The 18,144-nt window shown below is 68.3% G+C and carries 19 protein-coding genes; 11 read left to right on the top strand and 8 right to left on the bottom strand.

The genetic code is table 11. From position 1 onward, the window contains the following. Window positions 1-126: 126 nt before the first annotated feature. Window positions 127-1,227, bottom strand: a complete 1,101-nt coding sequence (locus KKR91_RS03470) for an NAD(P)-dependent alcohol dehydrogenase (RefSeq protein ID WP_237687471.1) — start codon at window positions 1,225-1,227, stop codon at window positions 127-129. A gap of 91 nt (window positions 1,228-1,318) precedes the next feature. Between KKR91_RS03470 and KKR91_RS03465 the strand changes: the two genes are divergently transcribed. The 5 genes from KKR91_RS03465 to KKR91_RS03445 all read left to right on the top strand — a co-directional run bounded on the left by KKR91_RS03465 (window position 1,319) and on the right by KKR91_RS03445 (window position 7,140). Then, entirely contained in the window at window positions 1,319-2,020 is a 702-nt protein-coding gene (locus tag KKR91_RS03465) for a TetR/AcrR family transcriptional regulator (protein WP_210229900.1), read from the top strand. A 51-nt stretch (window positions 2,021-2,071) separates the two neighbouring features. Beyond that, window positions 2,072-2,830 (top strand): LamB/YcsF family protein, encoded by a 759-nt coding sequence (locus KKR91_RS03460; protein ID WP_210229898.1) that lies wholly within the window; start codon window positions 2,072-2,074, stop codon window positions 2,828-2,830. Further along, complete coding sequence (locus KKR91_RS03455; protein WP_210229896.1) at window positions 2,827-4,647, top strand: 5-oxoprolinase subunit B/C family protein; 1,821 nt, start codon at window positions 2,827-2,829, stop codon at window positions 4,645-4,647. The genes KKR91_RS03460 and KKR91_RS03455 overlap by 4 nt, the downstream gene beginning before the upstream one ends. Further along, window positions 4,644-6,380, top strand: a complete 1,737-nt coding sequence (locus KKR91_RS03450; protein WP_210229894.1) for an acetyl/propionyl/methylcrotonyl-CoA carboxylase subunit alpha — start codon at window positions 4,644-4,646, stop codon at window positions 6,378-6,380. The genes KKR91_RS03455 and KKR91_RS03450 overlap by 4 nt, the downstream gene beginning before the upstream one ends. A gap of 94 nt (window positions 6,381-6,474) precedes the next feature. After that, window positions 6,475-7,140, top strand: a complete 666-nt coding sequence (locus tag KKR91_RS03445; RefSeq protein ID WP_210229892.1) for a GntR family transcriptional regulator — start codon at window positions 6,475-6,477, stop codon at window positions 7,138-7,140. Window positions 7,141-7,348: 208 nt separating this feature from the next. Here the strand turns inward: KKR91_RS03445 and KKR91_RS03440 are convergent, their stop codons facing one another. The 5 genes from KKR91_RS03440 to KKR91_RS03420 form a co-directional block, all read right to left on the bottom strand. Further along, on the bottom strand, window positions 7,349-8,143 hold the full coding sequence (locus KKR91_RS03440; protein ID WP_210229890.1) for a putative hydro-lyase: 795 nt from the start codon (window positions 8,141-8,143) through the stop codon (window positions 7,349-7,351). Between the two features lie 8 nt (window positions 8,144-8,151). Continuing rightward, the gene (locus KKR91_RS03435; RefSeq protein ID WP_210229888.1) at window positions 8,152-9,390 is read right to left on the bottom strand and encodes an NRAMP family divalent metal transporter; all 1,239 of its coding nucleotides are present in this window, start codon (window positions 9,388-9,390) and stop codon (window positions 8,152-8,154) included. Between the two features lie 195 nt (window positions 9,391-9,585). Beyond that, window positions 9,586-10,884 carry an NRAMP family divalent metal transporter gene (locus tag KKR91_RS03430; protein ID WP_237687470.1) on the bottom strand — a complete coding sequence of 433 codons (1,299 nt, stop codon included), beginning with the start codon at window positions 10,882-10,884 and terminating at the stop codon, window positions 9,586-9,588. Between the two features lie 106 nt (window positions 10,885-10,990). Continuing rightward, window positions 10,991-11,863, bottom strand: a complete 873-nt coding sequence (locus tag KKR91_RS03425; RefSeq protein ID WP_237687469.1) for an MBL fold metallo-hydrolase — start codon at window positions 11,861-11,863, stop codon at window positions 10,991-10,993. Between the two features lie 58 nt (window positions 11,864-11,921). Next, complete coding sequence (locus tag KKR91_RS03420) at window positions 11,922-13,508, bottom strand: exonuclease domain-containing protein (RefSeq protein ID WP_210229886.1); 1,587 nt, start codon at window positions 13,506-13,508, stop codon at window positions 11,922-11,924. A 120-nt stretch (window positions 13,509-13,628) separates the two neighbouring features. On the opposite strand from KKR91_RS03420, the gene KKR91_RS03415 reads away from it, so the two are divergent. Further along, a complete protein-coding gene (locus KKR91_RS03415; protein WP_210229884.1) occupies window positions 13,629-14,048 on the top strand; it encodes a VOC family protein in 420 nt (139 codons plus the stop codon). A gap of 120 nt (window positions 14,049-14,168) precedes the next feature. After that, window positions 14,169-15,098, top strand: a complete 930-nt coding sequence (gene gluQRS / locus KKR91_RS03410) for a tRNA glutamyl-Q(34) synthetase GluQRS (protein ID WP_210229881.1) — start codon at window positions 14,169-14,171, stop codon at window positions 15,096-15,098. On the opposite strand, the gene KKR91_RS03405 is transcribed toward gluQRS, so the two are convergent. Both KKR91_RS03405 and KKR91_RS03400 read right to left on the bottom strand, forming a co-directional pair. After that, on the bottom strand, window positions 15,085-15,396 hold the full coding sequence (locus KKR91_RS03405) for a hypothetical protein (protein WP_210229879.1): 312 nt from the start codon (window positions 15,394-15,396) through the stop codon (window positions 15,085-15,087). The genes gluQRS and KKR91_RS03405 overlap by 14 nt on opposite strands. Before the next feature lie 114 nt (window positions 15,397-15,510). Continuing rightward, window positions 15,511-15,912, bottom strand: coding sequence for a hypothetical protein (locus KKR91_RS03400; RefSeq protein ID WP_210229877.1), 402 nt, complete (start codon window positions 15,910-15,912; stop codon window positions 15,511-15,513). Between the two features lie 202 nt (window positions 15,913-16,114). On the opposite strand from KKR91_RS03400, the gene KKR91_RS03395 reads away from it, so the two are divergent. Genes KKR91_RS03395 through KKR91_RS03380 form a run of 4 tightly spaced genes read left to right on the top strand, consistent with a single transcriptional unit; the run spans window position 16,115 to window position 17,929 of the window. Then, window positions 16,115-16,480: an ArsR/SmtB family transcription factor gene (locus KKR91_RS03395; RefSeq protein ID WP_210230692.1), complete on the top strand. Its 366-nt coding sequence runs from the start codon at window positions 16,115-16,117 to the stop codon at window positions 16,478-16,480. Continuing rightward, window positions 16,477-16,986 carry an SRPBCC family protein gene (locus KKR91_RS03390; RefSeq protein WP_210229875.1) on the top strand — a complete coding sequence of 170 codons (510 nt, stop codon included), beginning with the start codon at window positions 16,477-16,479 and terminating at the stop codon, window positions 16,984-16,986. The genes KKR91_RS03395 and KKR91_RS03390 overlap by 4 nt, the downstream gene beginning before the upstream one ends. Next, a complete protein-coding gene (locus KKR91_RS03385) occupies window positions 16,983-17,465 on the top strand; it encodes an SRPBCC family protein (protein ID WP_210229873.1) in 483 nt (160 codons plus the stop codon). The genes KKR91_RS03390 and KKR91_RS03385 overlap by 4 nt, the downstream gene beginning before the upstream one ends. A gap of 44 nt (window positions 17,466-17,509) precedes the next feature. After that, window positions 17,510-17,929 (top strand): VOC family protein, encoded by a 420-nt coding sequence (locus KKR91_RS03380; protein ID WP_210229871.1) that lies wholly within the window; start codon window positions 17,510-17,512, stop codon window positions 17,927-17,929. Window positions 17,930-18,144: the final 215 nt, after the last annotated feature.

The raw sequence follows: 18,144 nt of genomic DNA, 5'->3' as shown, positions 1-18,144 counted from the left end.
AGGTCCGATCTTGGCCACTCCTGCTGACCGGGAGCGCCGGGCTGATTTACAGGGAGAATCGAAATCCTACGGCCCGCCGGAGGGAAATCCCAGGCACAGTCTTGAATCAGTTGCATAGACGGCGCGTCAGACGGTGAGCATCACGCTTCCCTGTACCGTGCCGGATTCCAGCCGCTGCATGGCGGCGGCGACGTCGGCCAAAGCAAAGCTGCCATCAACCAGGGGCATGACCTGCCCGGCGTCGATCAACGCGGTGAGCCGCTCCAGGTCGGCTGCCCGTTCCTTGCAAAGGGCGCCGATCAGCCGCTGGCCCGTGAACAGGGACAGGATCCGGCCACCGATTTGCGTTTCGATCATGCCGCCGGTCAACACACCGCCCTCTTCGCCGCCCACCAGCACTGCGGTGCCCCTTGGTGTGAGGGCGCGGCGGAGCCGGCGCAGCGCGGGGTTGCCGGCAATGCTGATGATCACGTCATAGCGCTGCGGCCCGGCGGCGAAATCGTCCCGGGTGTAGTCCAGGATGTGGTCAGCGCCCAGCGAGCGCACGAAGCCGGCCTTCGATCCGCGGCATGCCCCGGTCACCTCCGCCCCTGCCGCTTTGGCTATCTGCACCGCAAAACTGCCCACGCCACCGGCGGCACCGAGCACCAGCGCCTTCTGCCCGGCGGTGACGCGGCCGATGTCGGACACCGCCTGCAGCGCGGTCAGCCCGGACACCGGCGCCACGGCGGCCTGCTCGAAGGTCAGCGACTTCGGCTTGGGCGCGAGCTTGTCCTCCGGTGCCGCCGAGTATTCCGCGAAGGTGCCGCGGCCGATGCCGTACACCTCGTCCCCCACTTGGAACCGGGTGACGTCGCCGCCAACGGCAACCACCGTGCCGGCGAGGTTGTTGCCCAGGACGTTCTGCCGCGGGCTGCGCAGCCCGAAGACGGCGCGCAGCAGGTAGGGCTTGCCGGTCATGATGTGCCAGGCGCCTTTGGCCAGTCCGGCGGCATGCACCCGGACGAGGACTTCCCTGGCCGAGATCTCCGGCCGGGGAATGCGGGCCAGGTGCAGGACTTCCGAGGTGCCGTAGCCCCGCTGCACGACGGCGGCCATGAGGTCCGGGGCCGCCTGCTCTTGGGGTTGGCGTTCCTGGGGTTGGCGTTCCTGGGGTTGGCGTGGAGCCGCGGTGCGGGGCGCGGCTCCAGCGGCGGTGGCACCTGCGGGTTGGATCGGAGCAGACATGGTCGTGGTCCTTTCAAACGTGGCGGCCCGTCGGACCGTACTTAGTACGAACGCTACCCGTACTAAGTACGAACGCGATAGGGTGGCGGGAATGAAAACTTCCCAGCCCGGCGTCGTCGCCCGCGTTCCCCTGACCCGTGAGCGTGTGCTGGCCGGAGCGGCGGAGATCGCCGACGGCAGCGGCATCGGCGCCCTCACCATGCGCTCCCTGGCCCACGCCCTAGGCGCGAAACCCATGTCGCTGTACCACCACGTGGCCAACAAGGACGAGATCCTGGACGCGCTGGTTGACCTCGTCTTTTCCGAGGTGGAGGTGCCCTCGGAAGCGCCGGACGGATGGCGTGCGGCCATGGAAGCACGCGCCCACGGCATGCGGGCGGCACTGGCCCGCCACCCCTGGGCGGTGGGCCTGATGGAAACGCGCACCACCCCGGGCGCCGCCAACCTGCGCCACCACAACGCCACCCTCGGCGTCCTGCGCCGGTCCGGCTTCTCGCTGGACGCCGCCGGACACGCCTATGCCCTGATGGACAGCTACATCTACGGTTTCGCACTGCAGGAAGCCGGCCTGCCGGTCGGCAAGCCCGACTCGGATCCCCAGGTTGTTCAGGCCATGGCCCGCTCCATCCCGGCGGATGAGCTGCCCTACCTGGCGGAGATGGCCATGGACCGCGCCCTGCAGCCGGACTACAGGTTCAGTGCCGAGTTCGACGTGGGCCTGGCCATCATTCTCGACGGCCTGGCCGGCCTCCTGCCGCAACATCCGGAGAGATTGTTGAACAATCCAACGTGATCGCGCACACTGTAGGGATACCAATTCCTATTTGAGGCACGGGAGGCCGCCATGCCGGTAATCGATCTGAACAGCGATGTCGGAGAATCCTTCGGCAACTGGACCATGGGCGACGACGCCGCCATCTTTGAATCCGTCTCCAGCGCAAACGTGGCCTGCGGCTTCCACGCCGGCGACCCGTCCACCATCGCGCAGACCTGCCGCGACGCCGTCGCCGCCGGGGTCACCATCGGCGCCCACGTGGCCTACCGCGACCTGGCCGGCTTCGGCCGGCGCTTCCTGGACTGCTCCTACACCGAGCTGCACGACGACGTCCTCTACCAGCTCGGCGCCCTGCAGGCCATGGCCCGGGCCGCCGGCGCCGAGATCAAATACGTGAAGCCGCACGGCGCGCTGTACAACACGATCGTCCGCCACGAGGTCCACGCCTCCGCCGTCATCGATGCCATCCGCGCCTTCGACAAGGACCTGCCGGTACTGCTGCTGCCGGGCGCGGTGGCCCTGGACAAGGCCGCCGACGCCGGACTGCGCGGCGTCGCCGAAGCCTTCGCCGACCGCAACTACAATCCCGACGGCACCCTGGTGTCCCGCCGCGAGCCCAACGCCGTGCTGCACGACGCCGATCAGGTCACCGCCAACATGGTCCGGCTCGCGACCGAGGGCACCATCACCGCGGTGGACGGCACCGACATCCGCATCGATGCCGCGTCGATCTGCGTGCACGGCGACACTCCCGGCGCCGTCACCATGGCCCGGGCGGTCCGCACCGGACTGGAAAACGCCGGCGTCACCATCCAGAGCTTCGTATGACCGGGTCGGCGGTCACCGGCATCCGCCCCGCCGGAACCCGGGCCCTGCTGGTTGAACTCGCGTCCCTGGCCGACGTCACCGCCCTGCATGCCCAGCTCAAGGCGCACCCGTTGCCCGGTCAGGTCGATGTCCTCGCCGCCGCTGCCACCGTCCTGGTCCGCTTCGCCGGGCGCCGCGAAACCGTGTCGGCTGCCGCGCAGATCCGGGCCCTGGACCTGACCCATGCCGAGCTGCCCGAGGCCCGTACCGTCACCATCGATACCGTGTACGACGGCGGTGACCTCGCCGAGGTGGCGCGCCTCACCGGCCTGTCCGAGGACGCCGTGATCAAGGCCCATACGGGCAGTTCCTGGATGGGCGGCTTCGGCGGATTCGCGCCCGGCTTCACCTACCTCACCGGCGGCGATCCGGTCCTGAACGTGCCCCGGCGCAACAGCCCGCGCACTGCCGTGCCTGCCGGCTCAGTGGCCCTGGCCGGCGAGTACTCAGCGGTCTATCCGCGCGAATCCCCCGGCGGCTGGCAGCTGATCGGCCGCACCAACGCCGTGATGTGGGACCTCGACCGCCCCGACCCCGCCCTGATCCGCCCCGGCGATCACGTCATCTTCAATCCCGTCCGCGAACTGGTTCACCTAACCACCCAAGAAACGCAGGATCGGGCTGCCTCTGACCTACCCGCAACGACAGGTGCCGAGGGGATGGGGAGTCTCGTGAGTCCCGCATCGCCGAGGGAGGAACGAGCGAGCAGCGAAGGATCAGGGTCCCCTCACCGAGCTCGCGAGGCGGAGGGAGGATCCGCAGCGCTAAGGGACGATGAGACTTCTCATCCCAACCAAGGTGACCAGAGCTGGCTGGAGATCAAAGCTCCCGGCCTGCAGTCCCTGGTTCAGGATCTGGGCCGCCCCGGCTTTGCGGACCTGGGCGTTTCAGCCGCCGGCGCCGCCGATCTCCGTTCCGCCCGGCAGGCCAACCGTCTGGTGGGCAATCCGGCGACGGCCGCGGTGATTGAGAACCTGTTCGGCGGCCTCGAAGTCGTTGCCGACGGCGACACGGTCCTGGCCCTGGCCGGTGCCGAGGTTCCCGCCGCCGTCGTCTCCCCCGACGGCTCCCGCGACCGGCCGGCACCCCTGAACACCCCGTTCGCCCTGCTCGACGGCGAAACCCTGACGCTCGGCACCCCGTTCCGCGGAGTCCGCTCCTATCTGGCGGCCCGCGGGGGTTTCGCGGTCGAACCGGTCCTGGGCAGCCGCAGCACCGATTCCATGAGCGGCATCGGTCCGGCACCGCTGGAAGCCGGCGCCCGGTTGCCGGTCGGCCCGGTGGCCGGCACATCGCCGGTGGGCGCACCCGAGCCCGGCGCCTTGGATGCCCTCGGCGACGGCCGGACCCCCACCGAGCTGCGCATCACCGCCGGTCCCCGGCAGGACTGGTTCGGCCCGGACGCGGCGCAGGCCCTGACCGACCACACCTGGCGCACCACCAACGAGTCCAACCGGATCGGTGTCCGGCTGGAAACCGACCCCGAGGACCCGGAAGCACACCCGCTGAGCCGGGTCCGGGACGGTGAACTGCCCAGCGAAGGCGTGGTGGCCGGTTCGCTGCAGGTCCCGCCGTCGGGCCTTCCCGTCCTGTTCCTGGCCGACCATCCGGTGACCGGCGGCTATCCGGTGATTGCCGCCGTCGTGCCGCAGGACCTGCCGCTCGCCGCGCAGCTGCCGCCGGGCTATCCCGTCCGTTTTGTTTTCGTGAACCCCGATACCCTGGCTCCGCTCTCCCCCGACGCGGCCGCCGCACTGTTTCCGGAAGGAACCCCATGAAGAAGGTCCTGATCGCCAACCGCGGTGAAATTGCCGTGCGCGTGGCCCGCGCCTGCGCCGACGCCGGCATCGGCTCCGTGGCCGTGTATTCGGATCCCGACGCCGACGCCCTCCACGTGCGCCTGGCCGACGAGGCCGTTCCGCTGCACGGAGCCGCCGGCGCCGACACCTACCTGAACATTCCCAAGCTGATCGAGGCCGCGCAGCTGGCCGGGGCCGACGGCGTGCATCCCGGCTACGGGTTCCTGTCCGAGAACGCCGACTTTGCGCAGGCCGTGCTCGACGCCGGACTGACCTGGATCGGCCCCACCCCGCAGGCGATCCGCGACCTGGGCAACAAGGTCACCGCCCGCGACATCGCCGTCCGCGCCGGAGCCCCGCTGGTGCCCGGCACCCCCGGACCGGCGGAAAGCGCCGAACAGGTCCGCGCGTTCGCCGAAGAGCACGGACTGCCGGTGGCAATCAAGGCGGCCTTCGGCGGCGGCGGACGCGGCATGAAGATCGCCCGCCGGCTCGAAGACGTGGAGGACGCCTTTGAATCCGCCGTCCGCGAAGCCGTCTCCGCGTTCGGCCGCGGCGAGTGCTTTGCCGAGCGGTTCCTGGATAAGCCCCGGCATGTGGAGGCCCAGGTGCTGGCCGATACGCACGGCAACGTCGTCGTCGTCGGCACCCGCGACTGCTCCCTGCAGCGCCGGAACCAGAAACTGGTGGAGGAAGCCCCGGCACCGTTCCTGACCGACGAGCAGCGCGCCACCATTCACGCCTCGGCCAAGGCCATCTGCCGCGAGGCCGGCTACACCGGCGCCGGAACGGTGGAATATCTGGTCTCCCCCGACGGTCTGATCAGCTTCCTTGAGGTCAACACCCGCCTCCAGGTCGAGCATCCGGTGACCGAGGAAACCACCGGCGTGGACCTGGTCCGGGAGCAGTTCCGCATCGCCGACGGCCTGCCCCTGTCCATCACCGAGGATCCGGTGCCGCACGGACATGCCTTCGAGTTCCGGCTCAACGCCGAGGATGCCGCCCGCGGGTTCCTGCCCGCGCCCGGCCCGGTGGAGGCCTTCGAGCCGCCCACCGGTCCCGGGATCCGGGTGGATTCCGGCGTCCGCTCCGGCTCGGTGGTGCCCGCCGAGTACGACTCGCTGATGGCCAAGCTGATTGTCTGGGGCGAGGACCGGCCGCAGGCGCTGCGCCGGGCCCGGGCGGCCCTGGATGAGATCGTGATCCGCGGCCTGCCGACGGTCCTGCCCTTCCACCGCGCCGTGGTCCGTTCCGAGGCCTTCAACCGGGGCGATGAACTGGGCGTCTACACGACGTGGATCGAGTCCGAATTCGCCGAGCCGCTGGCCGCCTCCCCGGAGATCGCCGCGGCCATGCCCGGTGCCGAGCGCGAGACGATCACGATCGATGTCGACGGCCGCGCCGTCGCGCTCGGGGTGCCTGCCGCGCTGCTGAACGCGCTGCGCGCCGGCGGCGCTGCCGGTGAAGGTACGGCTCCTGTGGCAGCGGCCGACGACGACGGGTCCCTGGCCTCGCCGATGGCCGGGAACCTGGTCAAATGGCTGGCCGACGACGGCGCAGAGCTGGCCGAGGGCGACCCGGTTGCCGTGCTCGAGGCGATGAAAATGGAAACCACCGTCCGTGCCGACCGTGCCGGCACCTTTGTCCGCGCCGCGCTGGAAGCCGGTACCGCCGTCGGCCGCGGGGACTCCCTGGGCCGGATCGGCTCCTAAAATCTTCCTTCAGTGCCGGCCGTCCCCCTATGGCCGGCGCTGAAGGATTCTCTTCCTGCCCAGCAGGGACCTTCCTGCCCAGTAGATTAGGGAGATGCTTGTGAACCTGGGGGACATCACGTCCGAACGCTCCGACCATGCCAACACCACGGTCTGGGTGGCGGACGTGCTGCGCAGCCGGATCGCCGCCGGTGAACTGCCGCCGGGCGCGAAACTCTCCGAGCAGCAGCTCGCCGCGTCCATGCAGGTCTCCCGCAACACCCTGCGCGAGGCCTTCACCATGCTCAGCCTCGAGTCCGTGGTGACCCGTTTTCCGCACCGCGGCGTGTTTGTGGCGGCTCCCGACGCCGATTCCGTCCGGGAAATCTACCGGGTCCGCCGAATGCTGGAGCCCGCCGCCGTGTTGTGGGGCCCGGCACTGGATCTGGAGCGGCTCGACGCCGTGGTCTCCGTGGCCCGCGCCGCGAAGGCCGACGCCGATGTGCCGGCGATGGCCGCCGCCAACCAGGCCTTCCACGAGGCGCTGGTCGCTATGTCCGGCAGCGCCCAGCTGCAGCAGATGATGGCCCGGGTGCTGGCCGAGATGCGGCTGGTGTTCCACGCCATGAGCTCGCAGCCGGACTTCCATTCCCGCTATGTCGAGGAAAACGCCGCGCTGGTGGAGCTGCTCCGGGCCGACCGCCGGGCCGAGGCCTCCGACGCGCTGCGGGGCTACCTTGATGCCGCCGAGGCCGAGCTGCTGGGCCATCTGGGCGCGTAGCCGCCTTTGTAGCATTCCCTCGGCATCATCCGGTGTCGGGATAACGCCCACTCCCGTCGTCCATTGTCGGGATAACGCTCACTCGGAGCGCTGAAAGCGGCATTATCCCGACCCTCGGCGGGGAGAAGCAGCATTATCCCGACACTCGGCGGCGACAGGAGCCAGCGCCGGCCGGTGGCCGCCGGCACGAAGCGATTCAAGCGCCCGGTCAGACCAGGTAGGAGCTGTCCCGGGCGTCGGTGATGAGCATGTGCCCGGGCGCGTGGCCGATCGCCAGCGACGGCTTCGACTCCATGACCGCCGCCTGCGGCGTGACGCCACAGGCCCAGAACACCGGCACATACCCCTCCGGAATCTCCACGGGATCCCCGAAATCGGGCCGGGACAGGTCCGAAATACCCAGCTCCTCCGGGTTGCCGATGTGCACGGGCGCCCCGTGCACGGCCGGATAGCGGGCGGTGATCCGGACGGCGTCGGGTATCTGGGACGCCGGCACCGGCCGCATCGAGACCACCAGCGGTCCGCTGATCTCACCGGCGGGCTCGCAGCGGACCGAGGTGCGGTACATCGGCACGTTGGTGCCCTGGTCGATGTGCGCGATCCGGATGCCGCCTTCCTGCAGCGCAGCCTCGAAGGTGAAGCTGCAGCCGACGATGAAGGTCACCAGGTCATCGCGCCAGTACTCGGTGATGTCGGTCGGATCGGCCACCTTCTCGCCGTCCACATAGACCGTGTACCGCGGCAGGTCGGTGCGGATGTCGCCGCCGGCCAACAGCGGGCCGGAGGTTTCGCCGGCGTCGAGCACACCCAGGATCGGACAGGACTTCGGGTTGCGCTGGGCGAAGAGCAGAATGTCGAAGGCCTGCGCCTTGGGCACAATGATCAGATTCGCCTGCGCGTAACCGGCGGACCAGCCGGCGGTGGGCGTGACCAGGCCGTCGCGGAAGAGGCGGCGGGCCTCGGCAGGAGTGATTTCAGCGCGGGAAACGGCTTCCAGGGACACGGCTCCTCCTACTGCCACAGAGCGGCCAGGCCGGAGAGCGACTTCCAGCCCAGGAACAGGGTCAACAGCCAGGCCAGGACACCGACGCCCAGCAGCCACTTCGGATAATCGTACCCATTCAGCAGGTCCCGGCGCCGCCATGCCGCGTACAGCAGGATGCCGAACCCCAGCGGTAGGATCAGTCCGTTGAACGCGCCGGCGAACACGAGCAGTGTCTGCGGCGCCTGGCCGAGCAACAGGTAGACGGCGGCGCAGAACGCAATGAACGCGACAGTGATCAGGCTGCGGGTGCGGTCCTTGGTGGCCGGCGTGGTCACGAAGGACACCGAGGTGTAGGCGGCGCCGATGACCGAGGTCAGGGCTGCGGCCCAGAAAACGATGCCGAACATGCGCAGGCCGATTTGGCCCGCGGCGGCCAGGAACGCGTCGGCGGCCATGTTGTCGCCGGCCAGCGCCACGCCGGAGGACACCACGCCCAGGATCGCCAGGAACAGCAGCACCCGCATGACGCCGGTGACGATGATGCCCAGCAGGGAGACCTTGGTGATGTCCTTGACGTGGCCGGGTCCGGTGGTGCCGGAGTCGAGCAGGCGGTGTGCACCGGCGTAGGTGATGTACCCGCCCACGGTTCCGCCAATCAGCGTGGTGATGGTCAGGAAGTCCACTTTCGCGGGCAGCACGGTGTTTTTCAGTGCCTCGCCCACCGGCGGGGCCGCGACGACGGCTACATAGAGCATCAGCAGGATCATGACGGCGCCGAGCAGCACCACAATCCGGTCCAGGGCCAGTCCGGCCTTCTTGGACAGGAACACCAGGATCGCGACGGCGGCGGAAATGATCCCGCCGATCTTCGGATCCAGGCCAAACATGGCATTCATGCCCAGCCCGGTACCGGCAATGTTGCCGATGTTGAAGACCAGTCCTCCGATGAACACCAGGCCGGCGAGCACCCAGCCGGCGCCGGGGAGCACCTTGTTGCCCAGCACCTGGGCCCGCAGGCCGGAGACGCCGATGATCCGCCAGACATTCAGCTGCACCGCGATGTCCACCAGGATCGAGACCAGGATCGCGAAGGCAAACGCGGCACCCAACTGGACGGTGAACACGGTGGTCTGGGTGATGAAGCCCGGGCCGATCGCACTGGTGGCCATCAGGAACATCGCCCCGAGCAGCGCCGTGCGCTTGGCGTTGGGCTTGAGGCTTACTTTCGGCGGTGAAGTAGTTTCCTCCGGGGGCAAGGTGTCCATACTGGTTCCGTTCACTGGGGGTGATAGTGGCCGAGGCCACATGGCATCCCAGCAGTCTATGGGTTGTTGAACAATCGCTTCGCCTTTGTGTTGAACAATTCGGGAGTTTTTACACGCTGTTAACACCAGCCACGGATTTCCCCCGGCATCCGGAGCTGGAAGGAAAGTACGACGACGGCGGGTACCGGCGGGCGGTCAGGTCCAGAGCGCTGCCAGTCCGGCGAGGGAATTCCAGCCCAGATACAGCGTCAGCAGCCAGGCCAGCACCCCGACAATGAGCAGCCACTTCGGGTACGCATAGCCGGCCAGCAGGTCCCGCCGCCGCCACGCCACCCACAGCAGCACGGCGAAGCCCAGGGGCAGGATCAGGCCGTTGAAGGCCCCGGCGAAAACAAGCAGCGTCTGCGGCGGCTGCCCCAGGAACAGGTAGCCGGCTGTGCAGACGGCGATGAACGCCACGGTCAGCAGGTTCCGGGTGCGGTCGCGGGTGGTGAGGTTCGTAACGAAGGAGACCGAGGTGTAGGACGCCCCGATCACAGAGGTCAGCGCGGCAGCCCAGAACACGATGCCGAACAGCCGGATTCCGATTTCACCGGCGGCGATGCCAAACGCTTCGGCGGCGAGGTTTCCGCTGGTCAGCACCGCACCTCCGGCCACCACTCCAAGGACCGCCAGGAACAGCAGCACCCGCATCACCCCGGTGACCAGGACGCCCAGCAGCGCTGCCCGGCTGATCGGCCGGATGTTCTCCACTCCGGAGTTTCCCGAATCCACCATGCGGTGGGCCCCGGCGTAGGTGATGTACCCGCCCACCGTGCCGCCGATCAGTGTGGTGATCGCCAGGACATCGATCTGGTCCGGCAGCACGGTGTTTTTGAGGGCGCTGCCCACCGGCGGCCCGGCCACGATGGCCACGTACAGCATCAGCAGGATCATCAGGGCGCCCAGGAACACCACCACCCGGTCCAGGGCCAGGCCGGCGCGTTTGGAGAGGAAGATGAGGATGGCCAGGACCGCCGATATGGCGCCGCCGATCTTCGGATCCAGCCCCAGCATCGCGTTCAGCCCGAGGCCGGTGCCGGCGACGTTTCCGACGTTGAAAACCAGTCCCCCGACAAACACCAGGACCGCGAGCACCCACCCCGCGCCGGGGAGCACCTTGTTGCCTAGTATCTGGGCCCGCAGGCCGGAGACGCCGATGATCCGCCAGACATTCAGCTGCACCGCAATGTCCACCAGGATTGAGACCAGGATGGCGAAGGCAAAGGCCGCGCCCAGTTGGACGGTGAAGACGGTGGTCTGCGTGATGAAGCCCGGGCCGATGGCACTGGTGGCCATCAGGAACATGGCACCGAGAATGGCCGAACGCTTCGGATCGGGTTTGCGGCGGGGTTTCCGGGCCGGGCTTCCTCCGGTGCCCTGGCCCGGGCTGTCGCCGGGCACCCCTCCCGGGCTCTCCCCGGAGCTGTCTTCGGAAGCTGGCTGCTGGTCCATCCGGTGCTCCGTTCCGTGCGGAGAGTGCCCTTTTGGTCGCCGTCAGTTTACGGGCGCACACCACTCACGTGAAGCGTCCGCTCCCGGCCGGGGTTGGTTCCGCAGGTTACCCCTCGCTGCCCTCCGGTACCTGCCGCCCATAGGTCGGCTCCGCGAAGCCGCCGATCGGTCCAGGTGCCACCAGCCGCCGTTTCCGGGCGCGGGTTGGCCGCAGCCGTGCGGTTCCCACGGCCTGCCGGAGCCCGGTGCGCACCGCGGGTCCGTGCCCGGGCAGCAGCAGCGCGGCGTCCAGCTTGCCGAGGGCGCCCAGCGAGCGCCGCGCCCCGCCGGCGTCGGAATGGAACATGGCATCGAGTAGTTGCGGGCCGCGCTGCCGGCTGATTGCGTGGCCGGTAACCAGGGCATCGCCGGTGGCCACTGCTGCGGCGGCCTGGAGGTAAAAGGACGTGTGGCCGGGGGTATGGCCCGAGGTAGGCACCGCCACCGGTGACCCTGGCAGCGCGGCCAGCTCGGCGTCGTCGTGCCAGGCCCTGGCGGTGGGGACCGCCACCCGTCCGGCGCCGCCGGCCAGCAGCGCGTGCCAGCCCCAGTGCAGCACGGAGGGCTGCCAGGCCCGGCCCAGGATGCGTGCCACCGATACCTGTTCCCGGTCCTCTCCGCGCAGATACGGCAGCTCCGGCGCCCGGCACAGCACCGGTATGTCAAAGGCTGCGGCGAAGTATCCTGCCGTTCCGGCATGGTCCACATGGGCATGCGTCACCAGCACCGCGGCTGCCGCTGCCGGATCCAGGCCGGCTTCGGCAATCGAGTCCAGCACCAGCGGCAGGTCCCCCGGATAGCCGCCGTCGATCAGGGTGAAGGCCTCCCCGCGGCGCAGGATGATCCAGTTTGATGCCGGCCCCTCCGCGAACAAGATGTCCGGCGCCGGTTCTGTCAGCGAATAGCCCTGCTTTCGGTGTCCATCGTGTCCACTAGGCATGCCCGCCACCTCCTGTACAGAGGTATATCCCGCCTCCCGGCGGGCCGCAACGGGGTTCTTAGTCGGTCGAGGATTCGTAGAAGTCCCAGGCGGTGATCTGCTCGGGCACCGCCAGCGCGTGCTCGGCGCGCGGGATCACGGACTGCAGCCAGCTGAGCTTGGTGCCGGGACGTCCGTGGCGGGCCAGGATCATCGAGCCGAGCATGAACATGTCCGCGACGGGAGCATAGACCGCCACGGCCTGGACCACGAACGGGCCGCCCAAGGCATCAAACACCGCGGTCACCAGGTCTCCGTGCCGGACGCTGCCGAGCAGGACATCCATGAATTCGGTGTCCGGGGTGTGGGCGGTCAGGACGGTGACAAAGGCTGCGTCCTCGCCCTGCAGGAGTGCCAGGGAGTGGATGTCGCGCTCGGGCTTGGCGTTGTTTTCGATGCTGCGGTGGCCGAGCATCCGCACGCCGAGCACCGGGGATTTGAACGCGGTGCCGGCGACCCGGAACACCCCGTAGTGCTCGCTCTTGAAGGTGGCGGCGGCGAGGTCCGCCGGTCCCATCCCGGCCAGGACCCCGCCCATGCCCTTGACGTCGCGGCGTTTGGGCAGCGCCGGAGGGGTGTCTGCCAGGGACAGCGGCTCGTGGGCCGAGGGCAGCAGCGCGGCCGCAGCGGCGGCGGCCACGGCTGCCTCGGGATCTGCGTCCACCAGCTGCCAGAATGAAGCTTCTCCGATGATCTCCAGGCTCTGGCCCTTGGCCCGCAGGTCCTGGGCCTTTTGGACAGAGCGGCTGACGACGGCGCCGGGCCGCAGCATTTGAGCGTCCCAGTCGCCCACCACCAGCAGGGTGGTGGCGCGGGTCGGGGCATGGTTGTTCAGCGCTCCGCCGTGTTCGAGCACCAGCTGCTGCAGGACCGGGCGTTCCACGGAAAAGTCGCCGGTGAAGGAGACCATGTGCCCGCCCATTTTCGCGGAGATTGCTGCCACCGGCTCGGTCAGGTCCAGGCTGGGACGCGGAGCAAACCGCTGGCCCCGGGACCCTGCCGCCGCGCCCGGCCGCGCCACCCCGGCCGCAGCCGGAACACCGGCGACACCCGCCGGAGCGGTGGAGCCCCAGGACTTCAGGACGGCGTCGATATGGGCCATCCCTTCCCGCTGCGCCAGGCTGATGGTGATGTTGGCGCATGCCTCGGCGTCGGCGAGCCCGTCGTGGTGGGCGAAGGTGCCGAAGCCCAGCGCGGCGTGGACGGTGGGCAGTTTGTGGTTCTCCAATGGCAGCAGCGCCTGCGCCATTTTCACCGAGCAGCCGTAGCGGAACGGCTGGGACGCAATGCCGGCAGTCTCGCTGGTCTTGCGGAACACGTCCAGGTCGAAGCCGGCGTTGTGGGCCATGATGGCGTCGTCGCCGATGAACGCCGCGATCTCAGCGTGGACCTGTGACCAGGTGGGCGCGGTAGCCACCATCGCCTCGGTGATGCCGTGGATCCTGACGTTGTTCGGCCAAAAGCCACCGCCGTCGGTGGGCCGCAGGAACCAGTGACCCCGCTCGACAATCTCTCCGTTTCGAACCTTCACCATGCCCAGGGCGCAGGCCGAGGCCCGCGATCCGTTGGCTGTTTCAAAGTCGATCGCGGTGAAGTTCAATGTCATGTTGTGTGCAAGTCCTTGGAATCTCTAACCGAACGCAGCCCGGCAGCGGTAACCGCGAATGGCGGCCCTCTACTGTACCTGCACCGGGAATTTGAACGCGGCAGGCCGGGTTGTGTCGGCATGGATACTTCCGCACGCATACCGTCACCGTCAGTCCGCCAGCTCCGCCTGGTCGTCACGGCCGAAGACTACGAGGCGGCGCTGGCGTTTTACCGCGACACCCTGGGCATGCCCGAGCAGGAGTCCTATTCCGGCAGCGACGGCGCCCTGGTCACCATTTTGGACGCCGGCCGCGCCACGCTCGAGCTCTCCAACCCCGCCCAGGTGCGCATGATCGACAGGATCGAGGCGGATGGAAAGCCCAGCCTGACGCTGCGCGTGGCGCTTGAGGTCGACGACGCGCGGAAGGCCACGGCGGCGGCGGTCGACGGCGGTGCCCAGTTGGTGGCCGAGCCCCGGGAAACGCCGTGGCGGTCGCTGAACTCACGGCTCAACGCCCCGGCCGGCCTGCAGCTGACCCTCTTCGAGGAACTGGACTAAGGGTCGAAGGGCCCGGCATTGGGGAGGGCCCGGCACTTGGCAAACCGGGCCTGACCCCGTCCGGGCCAACCCCGCTCGCGCCTGGCCCCGCCCGCGCCAACTCTTTTGTAAGCTGGGTCGGTGCCCGTCTCCCCCGCCGCCGCGACCGCCGGAGCCGGCCGCTTCGCGCCGAGCCCCACCGGTGACCTGCATGTCGGCAACCTGCGCACAGCCATCCTGGCCTGGCTGTTTGCCCGTGCCACGGGTCGCCGCTTCCTGCTGCGGGTCGAGGACCTTGATCCCGAACGCTCCACGACCGGGACCGGCCAGCTGCGCGACCTCACCGCCGTCGGGCTCTCCTGGGATGCCGTACCCGTCCGGCAGTCCGAGCGCACCGGGCTGTATCTGGCCGCCGTTGACCGGCTGGCTGAGGCCGGCATGGTTTATGAGTGTTTCTGCACGCGCAGCGAAATTGCCGATGCGCCCCGCGCTCCCCATGCGCCGCCCGGGGCCTACCCGGGTACCTGCCGGGATCTGGGTGACACCGCCCGGGCACAGCGGCGGCGCCAGCGGCCCGCGGCGCTGCGGCTGCGCAGCGGAGTGGAGGCGTACACCGTGACGGACCTGCTGCACGGCGAATTCACCGGGCCGGTGGATGACCTGGTGCTGCTGCGCAATGACGGCGTTCCGCCCTACAACCTCGCGGTGGTGGTGGACGACGCCGCGCAGGGCATCGACCAGGTGGTGCGCGGCGGTGACCTGCTCACGTCGGCGCCGAGGCAGGCTTATCTGGCGTCGCTGCTCGGACTGCCGCCGGTTCAATACGCCCATGTCCCGCTGGTCCTGAATCCGGCCGGACGCCGGCTGGCCAAGCGCGACGGCGCCATCACCCTCGGCGCGCTGGAGAGCACAGGCGCGGGGCCGGATCAGGTTCGGGACCTCATCCTGGCCTCCCTGGGCCTGCCGCCCGGGCCGCTGGAGGAGGCTCTGCCGGAGTTTTCCCTGGAGCGGCTGCCGGCCGAACCGTGGGTTTTCGCGGCACCGCCGGGTGAGCCGCTCAGCCTCCGTTGAGGCGGATGACCAGCGCGGTGAGGAAGGCCGCGAGCCCGATGACTCCGACAATCGCGGCGTCGCGCCGGTGGTGCAGCCACAGCCAGGAAGGCCGGTGGGTGAAGAACGAATACACGCCCGTGAGCAGCAGGATCAGGCCCGCCATTCCGACGTAGCCCGGCAGCCCGGATGCTATCCCCTGCGCGATCACCAGCAACAGCATGATGAGCCCGACGACAAAGCTTCCCCAGTGGAAGGCGGGTTCCCCGCGGGGATGTGTTGGTGAAACCGAACTGGTCATCGTTTTCCCGTTCGTCATGCCGGTCACCGAACGGTGCCCGGCAGCGGCGCCTGTGAGGAGCGCGGAGCTTGCCCTCCCTATTGTCCGGCGGAGGGACGGGGCTGTGAATAGCGGGGCCAGTCACGGGTGTGTTTACCAGGCGATGACCAAGGGCAGCAGCGATGTGCCGAACCAAAACACGCAGATCCCGAAGAAAACGGCCGCACCTGTCCGTGCAGCACCATTGCGATGAAGCCAGTAGAACGCAGCCCACCCGGCAACGAACGAGATTATCCAGCCGATACTCATCCAAAAGGTCATTGGGTGAAGCTGTGATTCGTCGCTCAACCGGGTAGCAAGGGCATAAATCACATAGGCAGGAATGGCTGTCAGGCAATAAAGAAGATTTCCCAGCACCAGCAGCGTTATCCCCAGGGCACCCATGCCGCCTGTCCTGCCGCCGTTCAGTTGGTCCGGCTGCGCCGCGTTGGCGGGCGGTGCGTCGGCGGCGGGCGGTGATGGCACTTCCAGATCGTGCGGTTGCTGCTGTTCCACGGTCCCCCCAAGGTTGACCTGTAACTTTTCAGGCGTGCTCTTCGGGCATCGGGCCCGCGCCATAACCCTAACCCGCAGCAGCCGCGGCCTTGGTTTGTCTGCGCCCCTTGACGCTGTCCGGAGCCGGGCGTAGCTTCGTAATCAACCGCAAGGTTGAACAACCAGCTCATTGATTTCACCGACGAAGAAGCTGACCGAACGCATGGATTCAACCGGCGACGACCCCCTTCTGGACAGAGCCTTCCTGGCCCTGGCCGATCCGGCCCGCCGCCAGATCATTGCCCGGCTCTCCCGGGGCCCTGCCACGGTCAACGAACTGGCGGAACCCTTCGAGATATCGAAGCAGGCCATCTCGAAGCACATCCAGGTCCTCGAGCAGGCGCAGCTTGTCACGCGTACCCGTGACGCCCAGCGCCGGCCCGTCCATCTGAACCCCGCACGGTTGGAGGCGCTCACCGCTTGGATCGGCCAATACCGGCTGGTCCGCGAGGAGCAGTTCCGCAGCCTTGATGCCGTGCTCAGAGCACAGGCCGCAGACCGCGGCCGGCAGGCTAAGGACCCATCATGACCAATGCCCTGGAACTGAACGTCCCCGAGGGCGTTCCCTTCATCAATTTCTCCCGGGAACTGGATTTCCCGGTTTCCCAGGTCTTCCACGCCTACGCCGATCCGGAGCTCATCGTCCAATGGCTCGGCCCGCGGGGGATGCAGATGGAAGTGGACCACTACGATTTCCACACCGGAGGTTCCTACCGCTACATCCACACCGGCCCGGACGGCGTGCCGTACGCGTTCAGCGGCATCTTCCACAGCGTGAAGGAGGATGAATCTGCGATCCAGACCTTCGAATTCTCCGGTTATCCCGACGTCGTGAGCATCGAGTTCATGACGGTGGAACAGCTCGACGGCGACCGCACCCGGATCAGCGTCCATGCCGTCTACCCCTCCATGGAGGCCCGTGACGGCATGGCCGCGTCCGGAATGGAGGGCGGCGTGGCAGAGGGCTTCGAACGCCTCGACGAGCTGCTCGCCCAGCTACAGGAAGGCTCTCTGCAGGGAGAAGGTGCGCCGTGAACAATCCGTTGACGGTCACGATGCCCGAAGGTGAGCCCTACGTGCAGTATGAACGCGAGTTCGATTTTCCCGTGCACGGGGTCTTCCGCGCCCACGTCGACCCGGAGCTTTACGGCCAGTGGATCGGACCGCGGGATTTGAGCACCCGGATCGATGTGTTCGACGCGCGGCCCGGCGGCGCCTACCGCTTTGTGCAGTCCCGGGACGACGACGAATACGCCTTCCGCGGTGTTTTCCACACCGTGCGCGAGGACGACTTCATGCTCCAGACCTTCGAGTACGAGGGGTATCCGGACTCCGTGACGCTGGAATACGCTACGTTCACTGAACTGCCCGGTGGTCGGAGCAAACTGACCGGCCGTTCCGTCTTTCCGTCTTTGGAGGCCCGCGACGGCATGGCGGCGACCGGCATGGAAACCGGCATGACCGAGGGGTACGACCAGCTCGACGAGCTGCTGGCCCGCCTCCCCTCGGCCTAGCCGCGGAGCGATCCAGCAACAGTGAAAGTGAAAGCAGGTGCACCATGGATTGGACCTTGGAAGTTGTTGTCCTGCCGGTCAGCGACCTGGACCGGTCGATCTCCTTTTACCGCGACCAGGTCGGCTTCGATCTGGACCACCACACCGTCACCGACCAGATGGAGTTCGCCCAGCTCACGCCGCCCGGTTCCGGTTGCTCGATCGTGATCGGGACTCTGCCGTCCCAGCAGCAAATGTCGCCCGGGTCGATGCACGGCATGCAGCTGGTGGTATCCGATGCCCGGGCCGCGCGCGAGGAACTGGTCGCACGGGGTGTGGAGGCCAGTGAGGTCAACGTTATCGACCCGCGCGACGGCGGCACGTTCTTCGGCTTCACGGATCCGGACGGCAACAGCTGGGCGGTGCAGGAAATGAAAGTCCGTGCCGAGCAGCCGCTGATTCCGCACAGCACCCCGGCGAACTGACCCTCCCCTGCCGCGAGTCCCGGAGGTAAACAGGACCGGACCGGCCAAGCCGGTCCGGTCCTCTGGGATGGTCCCCGGGTCACGCCGAGGAACCGTTCTCACGCCCGGCTGTCGAGATCATGCCCCCAGCCGGCGTCGACTGTCGGGATCACGCCCCCAGCTGGCGTCGACTGTCGGGATCATGCCGAAAAGATCGCGCCAAGACGGCATCAGCC

The organism is Arthrobacter jiangjiafuii, assembly GCF_018622995.1.
GTDB lineage: Bacteria > Actinomycetota > Actinomycetes > Actinomycetales > Micrococcaceae > Arthrobacter_B > Arthrobacter_B jiangjiafuii.
The sequence above is the reverse complement of the archived record's forward strand: the minus strand, read 5'-3'. Positions and strand labels throughout refer to the sequence as shown.